Raw genomic sequence first — 16,326 nt, 5'->3', positions numbered from 1 at the left:
CGAGTCGTCGCGTAACGGAACCAATAAACGGGTTGCGTCGAATTCTGGGGTATGCAGGTGGCCGCGAGCCAATCGTTCCGCCGGGTACTTTCCTCGATGTGTACCGAACCGCATCCGGCGGCGCGCGACGCCGCCGAACGATTCTTGGCGTCGAATCCGGGCGACCCGACGACGTACCCCTCCGTCTCGGCGTTGGAGGATGAGGCCGTATCACTGCTCGGTGATATCACCGGGCTTTCGAATCCGCACGGCTACGTCGCGAGCGGCGGCACGGAGGCGAACATCCAAGCGGTTCGAGCGGCGCGTAACCTCGCGGCGACGGACGACCCCAACGTCGTCGCGCCCGAGAGCGCCCACTTCAGTTTTCAGAAGGCGGCGGACGTGCTCGGCGTCGAACTCCGACTCGCGGCGGTTGCGGACGACCGCCGTGCCGACCCGGACGTGATGGCCGAACTGGTGGACGACGACACCGTTCTCGTGGTCGGCATCGCGGGAACGACCGAATACGGGCGCGTAGACCCGATTCCTGCCGTGGCGGACATCGCCCACGATGCGGGAGCACTGCTCCACGTCGACGCCGCGTGGGGCGGTTTCGTCCTTCCCTTCACCGACTACGAGTGGAACTTCGAGCACGCGGCCGTGGACACGATGGGTATCGACCCGCACAAGATGGGGCAGGCGGCGGTCCCGGCCGGTGGCTTTCTGACCCGCGAAAAGCGCGTCCTGGACGCGCTGGCCGTCGAAACACCGTATCTCGAATCGACATCCCAAGCAACCTTGACCGGAACGCGAAGCGGCGCGGGCGTCGCCAGCGCGTGGGCCGCGATGGACGCGCTCTGGCGTGACGGCTACCGCGAGCAGTTCGAACGCTCACAGGCGAACGCGGAGTGGATAGCGGACGCCTTCGACTCGCGGGGCTACGATGTGGTCGACCCGGTGCTCCCGTTGGTCGCGATCGACGTCCCGCGCGAGACGGTCGAAGCCCTGCAGGAGCGCGGCTGGCGCGTCTCGCCGACCGGCTCGGGAGAACTCCGAATCGTCTGTATGCCCCACGTCACCCGCACGATGCTGGAGGAGTTCGTCGCGGATTTGGACGCCATTCGCGCGTAATCGTCGTCGGTTACGACTCGGCTGGCCGCTCCGACTCTTCCACCGGCGCGCCGAGCGCGTTTCGTTTGACGCTCTGTATCCCTTTCTTCGCGGCTTGTTTCGACGAGTATCCCTCGCCGCCGTCGGCGATGATGTTCCCGTTTCGGTGTACGAGTCGCCAGCGCCACTCGCCGCCGTGGTCCTCGTACACTTCGAACGTCGCCTGCGCTGGCGGGCGGAGCGCCTCCACGACGCCCCCGTCCTCCTGCGTCACCGCGACGGGCCACGAATCGGGCTCGGTGCCCGTCTCTCTCGTCGTCGATTTCCCCACGCCGCCCCTGTTCGCCAATCGGCCGACGAACCCAGCGACCGCCGACCCGTACTCCTCTATCAACTCCGCGCTGAGGCGTTTCTCCAGCACCGATTCGCCGTCGCGGGTGACGGCGATTTCCCGCCCGCGGAGTTCGACCGTTCCGGCCGACTCCTCCCATTCCCCGTCGCGTCGGTACTCGACCGTCGCCGTCACCGCCGAGCCGTCGTCCGTGTACGCCACCCGCATTTGCAGCGTCGGATGCACCGTGACGCGGTATTCTCTGTCCGAGTTCACACCCTCGGTTCGTCACGGGTCGGCATCAGTCTGTTTGCTATCTGGTAGCACGTTTCGGGGTCCAATCTCAACCTTTACATCGGTCGATTGCGGACCTACTCCTGTGCTCGATATCCTCGCTTCGGTCGTCGATGTCGCCACGAACGGCGTCGTTCTCGGATCCCTTGGGGGGTTGACGGATGCCGTCGAACACGCGACGGGTTGGTTCGGTCTCGTACTTATTGCCATCTACTCGTTCCTCATCTCGTTCCTTCTTCCTCTCCCCAGCGAGGTCGTCCTCCTCGCCCCGCTCGACCTCGGGGTCGGCAAACTCGGACGAATTTCGCTCATCATCCTTCTCAGCGGTCTCGGCAAGGCCGCGGGGAGCGTCTTCGCCTTCCACATCGGTCAGGAGGCGAAACAGTCCGGTCCCGTCATCCGCGCGCTCCGCGGCTCGAAAATCGACATCGTGGAGTGGTCGGAGCGAAAGACGGTCGGTCTCGCTCAGAAGTGGGGGTACCTCGGACTGGCAGGGGCGCTGTGCGTCCCCGGCTTCCCCGATACCATCTCCATCTACGCGTTTTCGATTCTCGAAACGGATTACGTGAAGTTCGCGCTGGCGTCGTTCGCCGGGAGCGTCGGCCGACTGGTGTTGGTGACGCTCGTCGGTGCTGGCGTCCTGTCGCTCTGAAGTGGACCCGACGGGTCGGCGTCGATACCGTCGTTTCTCCGACGTTCTCGTCCGCTCGCTACGAAATGAGTTTACCTGAGAGGATGCTCCGAGTGGAGCAACAGCGAAGCAGCCCTCGAAAGCCCCCGTCCGGTCGCGGTCGTCGGAAAACGTTCCTGCTCACTTCGTTCGCGGGCGTGCGACTTCCGTGGTCACATTCACGTCCGTTCATGTGACCGCTGTGCGGGATATTCTGGCCTTTCCACGCCGGAAGAGCACGCTCTTCCGTGCTCTCGTTCGTTGCACTCACGAGAACATCGTTCCGCTCATCCACCGTCAGAGCGTTGCTCTGACGAGCCATTCGTTCGTTCCGTTGTCACTCACGAAGACCTCGAACGCTTCAATGGGGCGACTCAGACGATGGCTCGCGGCGGTGCCGCTCGCTTGCGAGGTTTCTTTGAAACCTTGCTGTCTTCGTCTCCCCGCCAGCGCGCGCGGTACCGTGGATAACTCGGATTTCTGAAACCGATGGTTCTATCCTCCTTCCGGCGGGCGAGCGTTTATATACTGTCACGGACCTATCGCACGGTATGTGCCGGACGGTCCACCTCACTCGGATGCCTATGCGCGGGCAGCAGTAGCGTCGGGTGAATCCTTCTGGGCCGGTCGTCGGTCGGTATCCGGGGTGAAACCCGTCCGTTTGGAATATTCGGAGAGCGACCGCTACACGAACGACACCCACCAACCATCGAAGACAGCACATCACGCATGACGAGACGAAATCAGGATCGACGGACGGGACAGGAGAGACGGAAGCGACGGCAGACGGAGAAATCGGCGGTTTTTACACCCACAGAAACGGAGTCGATAGCATGAGTCACGACGACTATCCCACCGAGGAACCCGCGGTGGTGACGTGCGGACTGCCCTACGCGAACGGGGAGTTGCACATCGGCCACCTCCGAACCTACGTCGGCGGCGACGTCTACTCGCGCGCGCTCGAAACGCTCGGCCAGCAGACCGCGTTCGTTTCGGGGTCGGACATGCACGGCACGCCGGTCGCCGTCAACGCCGAGAAGGAGGGCGTCTCGCCCCGCGAGTTCGCGCTTCGCCACCACGACAAGTACGAAGCGACGTTCCCCAAGTTCGACATCGAGTTCGACAACTACGGTCATACCGACGACGAGACGAACACGGAACTCACCCAGGAAATCGTCCGCAAACTCGACGAAGAGGGCTACATCTACGAGAAGGAGATCAAAGTCGCGTGGGACCCCATCGAGGACGACCCGCTTCCGGACCGCTACGTCGAGGGGACCTGCCCGTACTGCGGTGCCCACGCCCGCGGCGACGAGTGCGACGAGGGCTGTGGTCGCCACCTCGAACCCGGCGAAATCGAGGACCCGACAAGCATCCGCACCGGCAACCCGGCGGAGTACCGCGAGCGGACGCACAAGTTCTTCCGCGTCTCGGAGCTACAGGAGTACCTGCAGGGGTTCATCGACCGCCTCGAAGGGACGAGCAACGCGAAGAACCAGCCCCGCGAGTGGATAGAGGGCGAACTACAGGACTGGTGTATCTCCCGCGACATGGACTGGGGCATCGATTATCCTGGTGATGAGGGAGATGAAGCGTCCGAAGACCTCGTGCTCTACGTCTGGGTCGATGCACCTATCGAGTACATCGCCAGCACGAAGCAGTACACCGAGCGCGTGGGTGCGGACACCTACGACTGGGAGGAACCGTGGAAGGACGCGGGCGAAATCGTCCACATCATCGGCCGCGATATCATCCAGCACCACACCGTCTTCTGGCCCGCGATGCTCCACGTCGCCGAGTACAACGAACCTCGAGCCGTCATGGCGAGCGGCTTCGTCAACCTGAACGGCAAGGGCTTCTCGACGAGTCGCAACCGCGCCGTCTGGGCCGACGACTATCTGGACGAGGGCTTCGCCCCGGACCTCCTGCGCTACTATCTCGCCACCAACGGCGGCTTCCAGCAGGACGTGGACTTCTCGTGGGACCGCTTCCAGGAGCGCGTCAACGGCGAACTCGTCGGCACGGTCGGCAACTTCGTCTACCGGAGCCTGCTGTTCGCGGCGCGGAACTACGACGGCGCGCCGGACGCCGAGACGAGCGACGAGGTGCGCGAGCGAATTGAAGACGCGATAGACGAGTTCACCGCGGCGGTCAACGACTACTCCATCAAGGACCTCGGCGACGCCGCGACCGCGCTCGCCGCGTTCGGCAACGAGTACATCCAGCGCAACGAACCGTGGAAACTGACCGACGAGGACCCCGAACGGGCCGAACAGGTCATTTACGACTGCGTGCAGCTGTCGAAGGCGCTCGCCGTGCTCTTCGAGCCGATTCTCCCCGGTAAAGCCGAAACCCTCTGGGCGCAACTCGGAGAGGACGGCTCGGTGCACGAGACCGTCGTCGCGGACGCGCTCGCCGCGCCGCGCGGCGACTTCGGCGAACCCGACGAACTGTTCGCCCAAATCGAAGACGAGCGCGTCGAGGAATTGAACGAAACGCTCGACGAACGCATCGAAGCGGCTACGTCGGACGAGGACGAAGCCGACGACGAACACGAGGACGAAACCGTGAGTGACCACAAACCCATCTCGGACGACCGAATCAGCTTCGACGAATTCCAAGACCTCGACCTCCGCGTCGGCCGCATCGAGTCGGCGGAACCGATAGAGGGTGCCGACGCCCTCCTTCGACTCGAAGTCGATATCGGCCCCGAAACCCGGCAGATAGTCGCCGGTCTCAAACAACTCCACGACGTGGAGGACCTCGAAGGGAAGAAAATCGTCGTCGTCGCCAACCTCGAAAAGGCCGAACTGTTCGGCGTCGAGAGCAACGGCATGGTGCTGGCGGCGGGCGAGGAGGCCGACCTGTTGACGACCCACGCCGACGCCGAACCGGGCACGAAAATCAAGTAGTCGCGGTTCAGAGGTCGTCTACGAGCGTTGCGAAGTCCTCCATCGGAATTATTTCCATCGTCTGCATGTCGAGGCCGTAGCGTTCGATGCACAGCGACGCTTGATACGCGGCGTCCCGGTCCTCGGCATCGATGACGAGGAGGAAATCGTACTCCCCGAGGATTGCGTACGTCGATTCGAGCGTCGCGCTGTGTGTTTCCAGTTCGTTTCGGACGTCCCCCCAAATCGACGCGAGTTCCTGTACGTTCTGGTAGTCCCGTTCGACGGTGACGAGCGAGGCGTACGTCGACATATTTTCCCGCTTTGGAGGCAACACAAATATCGGTTGTGGCCGGACGTGTCACCGTTTGAACTCGGCCGCGAGTTAACTGTAGGGTTTTTTTGGGGGCACGCACCAATCATCGCGCATGAGAAACGCGAAAATCGTCTGTACCCTCGGACCCGCGTCCGATTCCCGGAGCACGGTTCGAGAACTCGCAAACGCCGGTATGACCGTCGCGCGGGTGAACGCGAGCCACGGCTCGCGCGAGGACCGAGCCGAACTCATCGACACGATTCGCCGCGTCGACGAGGCGACCGAAAACCCGCTTTCGGCCATGCTCGACATGCAAGGGCCGGAAATCCGAACCGCGGAAGTGGACGAGCCCATCACCCTCGAAACCGGTTCGACCGTCCGGTTCGTGGAGGGCGACGACGCGACGCCGGAGGAGGTCGGCCTCTCCGTTTCTATCTCGAACGCCGAACCCGGCGACGCCGTTCTTTTGGACGACGGTCGAATCGAGACGGAGGTCGAGGAAGTCGAGGACGACGCCGTCGTCGCGCACGTCGTGAGCGGCGGCGAGTTGAGCAGTCGCAAGGGTGTCAACGTCCCCGGCGTCGAACTGGGTCTCAGCGTCGTCACCGAGAAGGACCGGCAGGACCTCCGTCTCGCGGCCGAGAAGGGTGCCGATTTCGTCGCCGCGAGTTTCGTCCGCGACGCCGACGACGTGTACGAGGTCAGCAAGGTACTGGAGGAGTTCGGTGCCGACATCCCCATCATCGCCAAAATCGAGCGGCGCGGCGCGGTCGATAACCTGGACGAAATCGTGGACGCGGCCTACGGCGTGATGGTCGCCCGCGGCGACCTCGGCGTCGAGTGTCCGATGGAGGACGTGCCGATGATTCAAAAGCGCATCATCAGGACGTGCCAGCAGGCCGGAGTTCCGGTTATCACCGCGACGGAGATGTTGGACTCGATGGTCCACTCCCGACGGCCGACGAGGGCGGAGGCGTCCGACGTGGCGAACGCCGTCCTCGACGGGACCGACGCCGTGATGCTCTCCGGTGAGACGGCCATCGGCGACCATCCGGTTCGCGTCGTGGAGACGATGGACCGCATCGTCCGTGAGGTCGAGGAGAGCGATGAGTACGACGAGACGCTCGAACAGCGCGTCCCGATGAGCGACGACACGCGCACCGACGCCATCGCTCGCTCGGCCCGCTACCTCGCCCGCGACATCGGCGCGAGCGCGGTGGTCGCCGCCAGCGAATCCGGGTACACCGCGCTGAAGGTGGCGAAGTTCCGCCCCGGCGTGCCGGTCGTGGCGACGACGCCGAACGACAGGGTTCGACGGAAACTCGCCCTCTCGTGGGGCGTCAACGCCCAGTACACCGACCTCGGCCACAGCGTCGAAACCATCGTGGAGGACGGCGTGCAGGCCGCGCTCGACGCCGGTGTCGCGGAAAGCGGTGACACGGTCGTCGTCCTCTCGGGTATGATGAGCGAACTGGACGGTTCGGACACGGCGAACATGTTGAAGGTGCACGTCGCCGCGGAAACCATCGCGACGGGGCGGAGCGTGGTTCGCGGGCAAACCGTGGGACCGGCGGTGCGGTCTTCGACCGGCGACCTCTCGGAGGTTCCGTCGGGGGGCATCCTCGTCCTCGAACCGGATTTCGACGGCGAGTTCACCGGCGATACCTCACGCCTCGCCGGTATCGTGGATTCCCGTCCGGGGATGACCGGCTATCCGGCGTTGATCGCGCGCGAACTGGAGATCCCGATGATAAGCGGCGCGCCGCTCGGCCCGACCGTCAGCGACGGCGACGAGATCACCCTCGATGCGGAACGCGGCGTCGTGTACGACGGCGACGTTCGCTCGTACGACCGCTCGTAGCCAGCCTTTTGGTCACCGGACCCGTATCCTGACGTATGTCCGACTGGAAGTACGACGTGGACGATGTTGGTGAGGATGCCGACGATGCATCTCCCGACGTTTTCGCCGAGAGCGAACCTCTCGAACCGGGGTCCCCTTCGGCAGAGAACGTGCTGTTCGTGCTGCTCGGTGTTCTGACTGTCGTCTTCATGTTTCTCCACGTCACCGGCGTCGCCTAACCCACAAACCCTTAATCGTTCGACACCAAGGCCCACCCATGGCATCGCCCTTCGATTCGCTTGCGCTTTTACTCGTCATCGCGGGTGCAGGGCTCGCGTTCGCGGAGGCGCTCATCCCCGGTGCACACTTTATCGTGGTCGGTATCGCCCTCCTCCTCGCCGGATTGCTCGCCCTCCTCTTTCCGCCGCTCGCCCAGCCGTTCGTGCTCTCGTTCCTCGTTCTCGCGTTCGGCGCGCTCGCGTTCTACGGCTATCGGAACCTCGACCTGTACGGTGGCAAAGGCTCCGGTCGAACGAAGGACTCCGATTCGCTGAAAGGAACGACCGGTCACGTCACCGAACGCGTTACGCGCTCGGGCGGACAGGTGAAACTGGAAAGCGGCGGCTTCAACCCCTACTTCGCCGCTCGGTCGATGGACGGTGAAATCCCCGAGGGGACGGAAGTGATGGTCATCGACCCCGGCGGCGGTAACGTCGTCAAGGTCGAACCCATCGATTTCATCGAGGACGCCATCGACCGCGAACTCGCACGCGAGCGAGCCGGCAAGGAGAAGGAGACGGAAGAATTGTAATTATCGACTCCTTTCGTGTCGAATAATATGGGATAAAGTAGCAGAATACTTAACAAGTATCTCTCCCAACATCCGAACGTAATGCTGCCCACAATACCCCTGCAGAGCGCTCCCATGACTGGGGGCTTTATGATAGTCGCACTGCTGTTGTTACTGCTCGCCGTCGTCACCATCTGGCAGGCAGTCGAAATCGTTCAAGCGACGGAGAAGCGAGCGCTGACCGTCTTCGGTGAGTACCGCAAACTCCTCGAACCGGGTATCAACTTCGTTCCGCCGTTCGTTAGCAAAACCTATCGCTTCGATATGCGGACACAGACGCTCGACGTGCCGCGCCAGGAAGCCATCACGCGCGACAACTCGCCCGTGACCGCCGACGCCGTGGTCTACATCAAGGTGATGGACGCGAAGAAGGCGTTCCTCGAAGTCGAGGATTACAAACGCGCCGTCTCGAACCTCGCCCAGACGACGCTCCGTGCCGTTCTCGGTGACATGGAACTCGACGACACGCTCAACAAGCGCCAGGAGATCAACGCGAAAATCCGCCGCGAACTCGACGAACCCACGGACGAGTGGGGAATTCGCGTCGAGAGCGTCGAAGTCCGTGAAGTCAACCCGTCCAAGGACGTCCAGCAGGCGATGGAGCAACAGACCAGCGCCGAACGGAAGCGCCGCGCCATGATTCTCGAAGCGCAAGGTGAACGACGGAGCGCCATCGAGAAAGCGGAGGGTGACAAGCAGTCCAACATCATCCGCGCGCAAGGTGAGAAACAGAGCCAGATTCTCGAAGCGCAGGGTGACGCAGTTTCCACCGTGCTTCGCGCGAAATCCGCCGAATCGATGGGCGAACGCGCCGTCATCGAGAAGGGGATGGAGACGCTCCAAGCCATCGGCGAGGGCGAGTCCACGACGTTCGTCCTGCCGCAGGAGCTCTCCTCGCTCGTCGGCCGCTACGGCAAGCACCTCACCGGCAGCGACGTCGCCATCGACGGCAAGCAGGACTTGGAAAGCCTCGACTTCGATTCCGAGACCCGCGAACTACTCGGACTCGATGACATCGACGAAATCCTCGGCCAGATAGACGAGGAAGCCGAGATGGACGTCGAAGCGATGGAAAAGGAAGCACAGGCCATCAAGGAAGGCGAAGACAAGGCGAACATCAAGAGCGCCGACGAAGTTATCTCGGAGATGGACGCCGAGATGAAGTCCGACCAAGCAGAATCGCCCGACTCGGAGTCCGAAAGCGAACTCGAAACCGAAGTCGAATAACAGTCCTCCACCGTCCGACTCGTTTTCGGTCCGACCGTTCGGTCATTGTAACTGTCTGTCAAGCGAAGCTGTTTTACGTTCCCCAGTTGTACGGATGTGTAGATGGTTCAGCCCGGGAACGTCGATGAAAATAAGCGTGCGACGCTCCGCCGTTTCGCGGTTTTGGGAGCGGCAACGCCATTGACGAAGCTCGCTGATGGGAATCACAGCGGCGAGCGAAGCGAAGCCCGCGACGCGATTGCGGGCTACGTCACGACGACACCGGGCGCACACTTTTCGAAGGTACGCGACGACCTCCAACTCGGAACCGGCGAAACGCAACATCACTTGCGACAGCTCGTCGAACTCGGCGTCGTCGAGAGTCACCGGGACGGCGATTACAGGCGGTTTTTCCCCGCCGGAAAGTTCTCCGCGTTCGAGCAGGTCGCGTTGAGTTACCTCCGGCGCGACACCCCGCGGGGCATGCTGATAGAACTCCTCCGCACCCCCGACGCCACCGGCGGCGACCTCGCGGCCGCCCTCGACGTTTCGCGGCCCACGGTGAGCAAGTACGCCGCCGATTTGGACGAGAAGGGACTGCTCTCGCGTGAAGACGGGTACGCCGTTCGTCACCCGGAGACGCTCATCACTTTGCTCGTTCGGTACGCTGACTCCTTCGACGCGAACGCGGAACAGTTCGCGGGCGAGGCGGCGAATCTGATCTCGTTCGACCCGTGAAATCCGGCGTTTCCGTTCGACTCTCGAACATCTCCGTCCGTTTGATTGGTTCGAGTTGACCGGTTCGAGACGTGACGAAGAACCGGTTAGACGACCGTATCGATGCCGGTAAAATCGTGCCGATAAAAGCAGGTTCGACGAAACGGATGGATGACAGTCCCGACGATATCGGCGATGAAACCCACTGGGGCGACGCGTTCTCGCTCAGGCGCTGACTTTCCACGTCGTCGAGGAGGAGTACCCCCACTTCTCGACTTCGACGTCGAAGTTTCCTTCCGCGATGGCGGTCATGTTCGTGCCGACTTCCTTCGCGGTGAGTCCGAGTTCGTCGCCGATGAGCCGCGATTTGAAGTACGTTTTTGTCGTCCCGTTTTCACGAAGGTACCGGAGGATACGCTGTTGTTTGTCAGTAAGCGTGGTCGTGCCAGCAGTGGTGGTGCTCATACTCCTATAGTGGGAGGATACGACCTTAGTGGGTTTGGTACGAGTGGTTAACGCAACGCCGTCTTGTGATTTCCTCTTCAATCCTTGTGAATATAATTCCTCCCGTGGGGGTGGTTGGTACGGTTGGTTAACGCTCGGTTGTAGGCGGGTTCGCACGTGCAATCCTGACAGTCATGGCCCAGAAGCTACTTACGGTGCGAGGGTGAGACAGTTTCATAATGAGCGGTGGTTCTGTAGAGGTGAGTGTCGTCCTTCCGTCGTACAACGAGGAGGCGACGATAGAGAACACCGTCGAGACGACTCTCGACACATTGGAATCGTTTCTCCCTCCAAATAGCTTCGAGGTAATCGTTGCTGAAGATGGCTGTGACGACCGGACGCCGGAAATCGCGGACCGAATGGCGGAGCAAGACGAGCGCGTCCGCCACTTTCACAGCGACGAACGGCTAGGTCGTGGGGGAGCACTGAATCGGGCGTTCGAGTCCGCGAACGGGGAGACGCTGGTCTACTTCGATACGGACTTGGCGACGGACATGCGACACTTGGAGGAGTTGGTCGAGAGCGTTCGCTCCGGCGAGTACGACTTCGCCACGGGGTCGCGTTGGATGCCCGAAAACGTCGCCGACCGTCCAGCGAAACGTGACATTGCGAGTCGCGGATTCAACGGTCTGACACGACTGTTCCTGCGTTCCGACCTGCGGGACCACCAGTGCGGGTTCAAAGCGTTCGACCGGACCGCCCTGCTCGACGTGCTGGCCGACGTCGAGGACAAACACTGGTTCTGGGACACGGAAGTCCTCGTTCGCGCACAGCGCAAGGGATACGAAATCAAGGAGTTCTCGGTGGACTGGACGCCGAAGGGCGACACGAAGGTGGACCTCGTTCGGGACGTGTTCGGGATGGGGAGCCAAATCGGTCGCTGCTGGTGGGAGTTCTCCGTCGAACCGCGTATCACCCGGAGCGTCTCCATGGCCGTCGGCGTCCTGTTGACCATCATCGCCGTCGTGCTGATGGGGAAATACCTCCCGCTGGGGAAAGTCCTCACCCAGATGGAGAGCGCGAACCTCGCGCTCGTCGGTGTCGCGGCCTTGATTTACGTCTTTTCGTGGCCGCTTCGCGGTGCGCGGTACAAGAACATCCTCGAAGAACTCGGCTTCACGGAAAGCGTCGGGTTCCTCACGGGCGCGATATTCATCAGCCAGACCGGGAACCTCGTGTTCCCCGCCCGACTCGGTGACGGCGTGCGCGCCTACGTGATGAAGGCCCGCCGCAACATCCCGTACCCGTCCGGCTTCGCATCGCTCGCGGTCGAGCGGGTCTTCGACCTGCTGACGATAACCGTCCTCGCCGGGGTCGTCCTCATCGGGCTGACCGTGACGGGACAGGCGGCCGACATCGTGCAGGCCGTCACCGGCGCACAGCACGCCGAGGCCGCACGAACCGCGGTCTACGTCGCGGCGGGTGTCGGCGTCGCCGCCATCGCGGCGGTCGGCATCATCGTGGCCAGCGCCCGCTCCGACAGCAACTTCGTCCGCTCGTTCGTGACGAAGATCAGTTCGGACTCCTACGCGAATCACATCGCGGGCATCGTCGAGCGGTTCACCGGAGACGTGCAGACCGTGGCGAGCGACCGGACGGCCTTCGCCCGCGTCGGCGCGAGCAGCCTCGCCATCTGGTCGCTCGACGTGCTGACGGCCATCCTCGTCCTGACGGCGTTCCCGAAGGTGTCGCTCAACCCCGTCACGTTGGTCGCCATCGGCTTCTTCGCGGTGAGCGTCGGCAACCTCGCCAAGGTGCTCCCGCTCTCGCCCGGCGGTGTCGGCCTGTACGAGGCCGCGTTCACGGTCTTCGTCGCGGGTCTGACGCCGATTTCGTGGGAAGTGGCCCTCGGTGCGGCCATCCTCGACCACGCGGTGAAGAACATCGTCACGCTCGTCGGCGGCGTCGGGTCGATGTTCTCGCTCAACGTCTCGTTGACCCAAGCGGTCGAGGAGGGGCGCGACGTGTCCGTCGAGGAACCCGCTTCACTCGACGACTGACGACGTATAGAAATCGGTGACGAACGGGGCGAGCGCCCCGGCGACCGCCTGTTCTAACGCTTCTTGCCGGTCGATGATTCCGTCCGTGAGCGCGCCCGCCGCGCCCTGCTTTTTCGCCACGTCGTCTTCCCCCAGAACGTCGTCCATCACGGGGCCGAGTTCCTCCCCGTCCCGGATTCGACGGGCGACGGGTTCCGGGAGTCGAAGCCGCGGCCCCGCGCCGCGCCCCATCGTCTCACCGTCGGTCACGGCGGCCCACATGATGAGATAGAGGCCGCCGGTTCCGGGGACCTCGGCGACGCCGCCCTCCAGTCCGACGCCCAGTTCGTATCCGTCACCCGACTCCCTGACGCGCCGAGCGCGGTTCTCCGCGCCCGCTATCGTCTCCGCTTCGCCGAACGGTTGTTCCGCGACGCCCGACTCGACGGGGACGGATTCGACCCGCGCGCCGAGTCGTCCGCCGAGGGCGGACTCCACCGCGGCTACCTTCACCGGATTTCCACTGCCAACGCCGACGTGCATGGTGGCTTTCCTTTCCGTCCGTACTTGGACGTTGCTACTCCACCACGTCCGGGTGGAGCGTTCGCGCCATCGTCTCGATGCCGTCGATGAGTCGCGGACTCGGCTGATTCAACAGGGAGTCGTCGAGAACGTGGACGCCTCTCGTTTCGAGTGCGGGAACGTCCCAGTCGCGGCACAGCACGGTTTCGGGGTCGCTTCGTTCGCCTCGCCCGCACACGTGGAGGAAGACGTGTTCCGGTTCCGCGTCCTCGATGGCGTCCGAATCGACTCGGTGGGAGCGCTCGCCCGACGGCACGAACGGGTACTCGCCGCCAGCGGCCCGAACCGCATCGGGAACCCAGTTTCCGGCCGCGGTCGGCGGGTCGGACCACTCCTCGCAGTAGACGACCGGCCGTCGTTCGTCGGCGACCTGTCGGCGAACCCGCTCGATTCGATTCCGAGCGCGCCGCGCGAGGGCGCGCCCCGCGGTCGGTTTCCCGATGGCGCGCCCCACCGTGGCGAACGATTCGACGACTTCGGGGAGCGTTTCCGGTTCGACGTGGACGACGCGGTGCCCGCGGTCCCGGAGGTCGTCGCGCACGCCAGCCTGTAACGCGTCGGTCGTGAGAACGAGGTCGGGGTCGCGCGCCTCGACCGCATCGAAATCCGGATTCAGCCACCCGCCGACCGCGGGAACGTCGGATCGGCAGTGGTGGGTAACGCCGACGAGTCGGTCCGTTGCATCGAGCGCCCGACAGATTTCGGTGACGCTCGGCGCGAGGGAGACGACGCGGTTCGAAACCATCACCCCGCGGTTCGGTCGGGAGCGAGTAAACGTTTCGTTACCTCGTCGAAACCTATTCTTAAATATTTCGCTGGCCTGACGCTGGACGGCTATTTCACGGCGTGTGTGAGTGTTTCACGAACTCAACACGGCCGAAAAACGAATCGTTTAAGTACCTTTCGTCCTAACGACGTGTTAAGACTAGCGGTGCCCGGGTTTTTCAGGATTCTCCTGCCCGGTAGCTGACGCGCTCTCCCACCGAGGAGGTATTGCACATGCAAAACACGACTATCCGAACGAGAAGCGAAGAAACAGAAGTAGAGAAAAGCGGGCAGAAGGGACGGAGCTGCCCCGAATGTAGCGGTAAGCTCATCGCCGACTCCGGTCACGGCGAAACCATCTGCGAGGACTGCGGTCTGGTCGTCGAAGTGGACAACGTGGACCGCGGCCCGGAATGGCGAGCCTTCGACGCGAAGGAGAAAAACGAGAAGTCCCGCGTCGGCGCGCCGACGACGAACACGATGCACGACAAGGGGCTATCGACCAACATCGACTGGCGGAACAAGGACGCCTACGGCAACTCGCTCGGTTCCCGCCAGCGCGAAAAGATGCAGCGCCTCCGCAAGTGGAACGAGCGCTTCCGCACCCGCGACAGCAAGGAACGGAACCTCAAGCAGGCGCTCGGCGAAATCGACCGGATGGCCAGCGCGCTCGGCCTCCCGGACAACGTGCGCGAGATGGCCAGCGTCATCTACCGCCGCGCGCTGAACGAGGACCTCCTGCCGGGGCGCTCCATCGAGGGCGTCTCGACATCCTGTGTCTACGCCGCCGCGCGCCAGGCCGGCGTCCCGCGCAGTTTGGACGAAATCACCGAGGTCAGCCGCGTCGATAAAAGCGAAGTGGCGCGAACCTACCGCTACGTCGTGCGCGAACTCAGCCTCGAAGTCAAACCTGCCGACCCCGAGAGCTACGTCCCGCGATTCGCGTCCGGGCTCGAACTCTCCGACGAAGCCGAACACCGCGCCCGCGAACTCCTCCGTAACGCGAAAGAACAGGGCGTCCACAGCGGCAAATCGCCGGTTGGACTCGCCGCGGCCGCCGTCTACGCCGCCGCGCTCCTGACCAACGAGAAGACGACGCAGGCCGAGGTCAGCGACGTGGCCGACATCAGCGAGGTCACGATTCGCAACCGATATCACGAACTGCTCGAAGCCGAGGAAGGAACCGTCGCGCTGTAGACGCGTTTGAAAAGAGGTTTTTATCTTGCGCCGATAGCTTCAGAAAGCTACCGCAATGGAAACCGAGCACGAGATTCACGTCGGTGACGCGCGCGATACCTCGCTTCCCGACGATTCGATAGACCTCGTTGTCACTTCTCCCCCCTATCCGATGATAGAGATGTGGGACGACCTCTTCGCCGACGCGAACCCCGAAATCGAGGCGGCGCTTTCGGCGGGCGACGGTGATACGGCGTTCGAGTTGATGCACGACGAACTCGACGCCGTTTGGGCCGAACTCGTCCGCGTGCTGAAACCCGGCGGCATTGCGGTGATAAACGTCGGCGACGCCACCCGAAAGGTGGACGGGACGTTTCAGTCGTTTCCGAACCACGCCCACGTTCTCCGTGATCTCCGGGAGCGCGGTCTGAAGTCCCTTCCCGACATTCTCTGGCGCAAACCCTCGAACCGCCTGACGAAGTTCATGGGGTCGGGGATGCTCCCGCCGAACGCCTACGCCGCGCTCGAACACGAATACCTCCTCGTCTTCCGGAACGGCGACACCCGCGCGTTCGAACCGGGCGTCGACCATCGCTACGAGTCCGCGTACTTCTGGGAGGAGCGAAACGAGTGGTTTTCCGACCTCTGGACGGACGTTCGCGGCGAGGAGCAACTGCTCGACCACGGCGACCTCCGCAAGCGCTCGGCGGCGTTTCCCTTCGAACTGCCGTATCGGCTCATTTCGATGTTCTCCGTCTACGGCGACACCGTTCTCGACCCGTTTTGGGGGACGGGAACGACCTCGCTCGCCGCGATGGTCGCGGGTCGAAACTCGGTGGGGTACGAACTCGAACCCGATTTCGTCGAACTGTTCGCGGAGCGGGCCGAAACCACGCCGGAACTCTCCCGAAGCGTCATCTCTCGGCGACTCGACGACCATCGGGCGTTCGTCGGCGACCACGGCGGCGACCTCAAGTACGACGCTACGTACTACGATTTCGCCGTCAAGACGGCCCAAGAGCGCGACATCCGGTTGTACGCCGTGAGCGACGTGGAGCGGGACGAAACCGGATTCTTCGTCACTCACGAACCCTATTCCGAGTAATCTTTTATTCG

General features: G+C 63.2%; 16 protein-coding genes. 11 read left to right on the top strand and 5 right to left on the bottom strand.

All coding sequences use genetic code 11. The features are described from left to right. The first annotated feature begins 51 nt into the window (after positions 1 to 51). Entirely contained in the window at positions 52 to 1,110 is a 1,059-nt protein-coding gene (gene mfnA, locus OPC11_RS10180; protein WP_264781799.1) for a tyrosine decarboxylase MfnA, read from the top strand. 10 nt (positions 1,111 to 1,120) lie between these two features. Here the strand turns inward: mfnA and OPC11_RS10175 are convergent, their stop codons facing one another. Beyond that, a complete protein-coding gene (locus OPC11_RS10175; RefSeq protein WP_306421014.1) occupies positions 1,121 to 1,648 on the bottom strand; it encodes an HVO_2922 family protein in 528 nt (175 codons plus the stop codon). A 160-nt stretch (positions 1,649 to 1,808) separates the two neighbouring features. Here OPC11_RS10175 and OPC11_RS10170 point away from each other — a divergent pair, with 160 nt between their 5' ends. Further along, the gene (locus OPC11_RS10170) at positions 1,809 to 2,366 is read left to right on the top strand and encodes a VTT domain-containing protein (RefSeq protein WP_232423837.1); all 558 of its coding nucleotides are present in this window, start codon (positions 1,809 to 1,811) and stop codon (positions 2,364 to 2,366) included. An 851-nt stretch (positions 2,367 to 3,217) separates the two neighbouring features. Continuing rightward, positions 3,218 to 5,296: a methionine--tRNA ligase gene (gene metG, locus OPC11_RS10165; protein WP_007979538.1), complete on the top strand. Its 2,079-nt coding sequence runs from the start codon at positions 3,218 to 3,220 to the stop codon at positions 5,294 to 5,296. Positions 5,297 to 5,303: 7 nt separating this feature from the next. Here metG and OPC11_RS10160 read toward each other — a convergent pair whose 3' ends face one another. Next, positions 5,304 to 5,588 carry a GYD domain-containing protein gene (locus OPC11_RS10160; RefSeq protein ID WP_007979536.1) on the bottom strand — a complete coding sequence of 95 codons (285 nt, stop codon included), beginning with the start codon at positions 5,586 to 5,588 and terminating at the stop codon, positions 5,304 to 5,306. 115 nt (positions 5,589 to 5,703) lie between these two features. Between OPC11_RS10160 and pyk the strand changes: the two genes are divergently transcribed. The 5 genes from pyk to OPC11_RS10135 all read left to right on the top strand — a co-directional run bounded on the left by pyk (position 5,704) and on the right by OPC11_RS10135 (position 10,225). Next, positions 5,704 to 7,452 (top strand): pyruvate kinase, encoded by a 1,749-nt coding sequence (gene pyk, locus OPC11_RS10155; protein WP_007979534.1) that lies wholly within the window; start codon positions 5,704 to 5,706, stop codon positions 7,450 to 7,452. A gap of 35 nt (positions 7,453 to 7,487) precedes the next feature. Further along, positions 7,488 to 7,670, top strand: a complete 183-nt coding sequence (locus tag OPC11_RS10150) for a hypothetical protein (protein ID WP_007979533.1) — start codon at positions 7,488 to 7,490, stop codon at positions 7,668 to 7,670. A gap of 38 nt (positions 7,671 to 7,708) precedes the next feature. After that, complete coding sequence (locus tag OPC11_RS10145) at positions 7,709 to 8,242, top strand: NfeD family protein (protein WP_007979531.1); 534 nt, start codon at positions 7,709 to 7,711, stop codon at positions 8,240 to 8,242. A gap of 81 nt (positions 8,243 to 8,323) precedes the next feature. Then, positions 8,324 to 9,508, top strand: a complete 1,185-nt coding sequence (locus OPC11_RS10140; protein WP_026177849.1) for an SPFH domain-containing protein — start codon at positions 8,324 to 8,326, stop codon at positions 9,506 to 9,508. Positions 9,509 to 9,610: 102 nt separating this feature from the next. Then, the gene (locus OPC11_RS10135) at positions 9,611 to 10,225 is read left to right on the top strand and encodes a MarR family transcriptional regulator (RefSeq protein WP_007979526.1); all 615 of its coding nucleotides are present in this window, start codon (positions 9,611 to 9,613) and stop codon (positions 10,223 to 10,225) included. Positions 10,226 to 10,429: 204 nt separating this feature from the next. On the opposite strand, the gene OPC11_RS10130 is transcribed toward OPC11_RS10135, so the two are convergent. Next, positions 10,430 to 10,669 carry a hypothetical protein gene (locus OPC11_RS10130; RefSeq protein ID WP_007979522.1) on the bottom strand — a complete coding sequence of 80 codons (240 nt, stop codon included), beginning with the start codon at positions 10,667 to 10,669 and terminating at the stop codon, positions 10,430 to 10,432. A gap of 218 nt (positions 10,670 to 10,887) precedes the next feature. On the opposite strand from OPC11_RS10130, the gene OPC11_RS10125 reads away from it, so the two are divergent. Then, positions 10,888 to 12,708: a flippase-like domain-containing protein gene (locus OPC11_RS10125; protein ID WP_018128935.1), complete on the top strand. Its 1,821-nt coding sequence runs from the start codon at positions 10,888 to 10,890 to the stop codon at positions 12,706 to 12,708. Here OPC11_RS10125 and yjjX read toward each other — a convergent pair. Continuing rightward, entirely contained in the window at positions 12,694 to 13,230 is a 537-nt protein-coding gene (gene yjjX, locus OPC11_RS10120; RefSeq protein ID WP_007979519.1) for an inosine/xanthosine triphosphatase, read from the bottom strand. The genes OPC11_RS10125 and yjjX overlap by 15 nt on opposite strands. Positions 13,231 to 13,264: 34 nt before the next feature. Next, a complete protein-coding gene (locus OPC11_RS10115; RefSeq protein WP_264781797.1) occupies positions 13,265 to 14,014 on the bottom strand; it encodes a helical backbone metal receptor in 750 nt (249 codons plus the stop codon). Positions 14,015 to 14,268: 254 nt separating this feature from the next. Here OPC11_RS10115 and OPC11_RS10110 point away from each other — a divergent pair, with 254 nt between their 5' ends. Together OPC11_RS10110 and OPC11_RS10105 are read left to right on the top strand one after the other, a co-directional pair. Beyond that, complete coding sequence (locus tag OPC11_RS10110) at positions 14,269 to 15,231, top strand: transcription initiation factor IIB (RefSeq protein WP_007979514.1); 963 nt, start codon at positions 14,269 to 14,271, stop codon at positions 15,229 to 15,231. Positions 15,232 to 15,286: 55 nt separating this feature from the next. Beyond that, positions 15,287 to 16,315 (top strand): site-specific DNA-methyltransferase, encoded by a 1,029-nt coding sequence (locus OPC11_RS10105; protein WP_264781796.1) that lies wholly within the window; start codon positions 15,287 to 15,289, stop codon positions 16,313 to 16,315. Positions 16,316 to 16,326 lie beyond the last annotated feature (11 nt).

The organism is Haladaptatus sp. T7, from assembly GCF_026008575.1.
Classification (GTDB): Archaea; Halobacteriota; Halobacteria; order Halobacteriales; family Haladaptataceae; genus Haladaptatus; species Haladaptatus paucihalophilus.
This window is presented reverse-complemented; position numbering and strand designations above follow the sequence as displayed.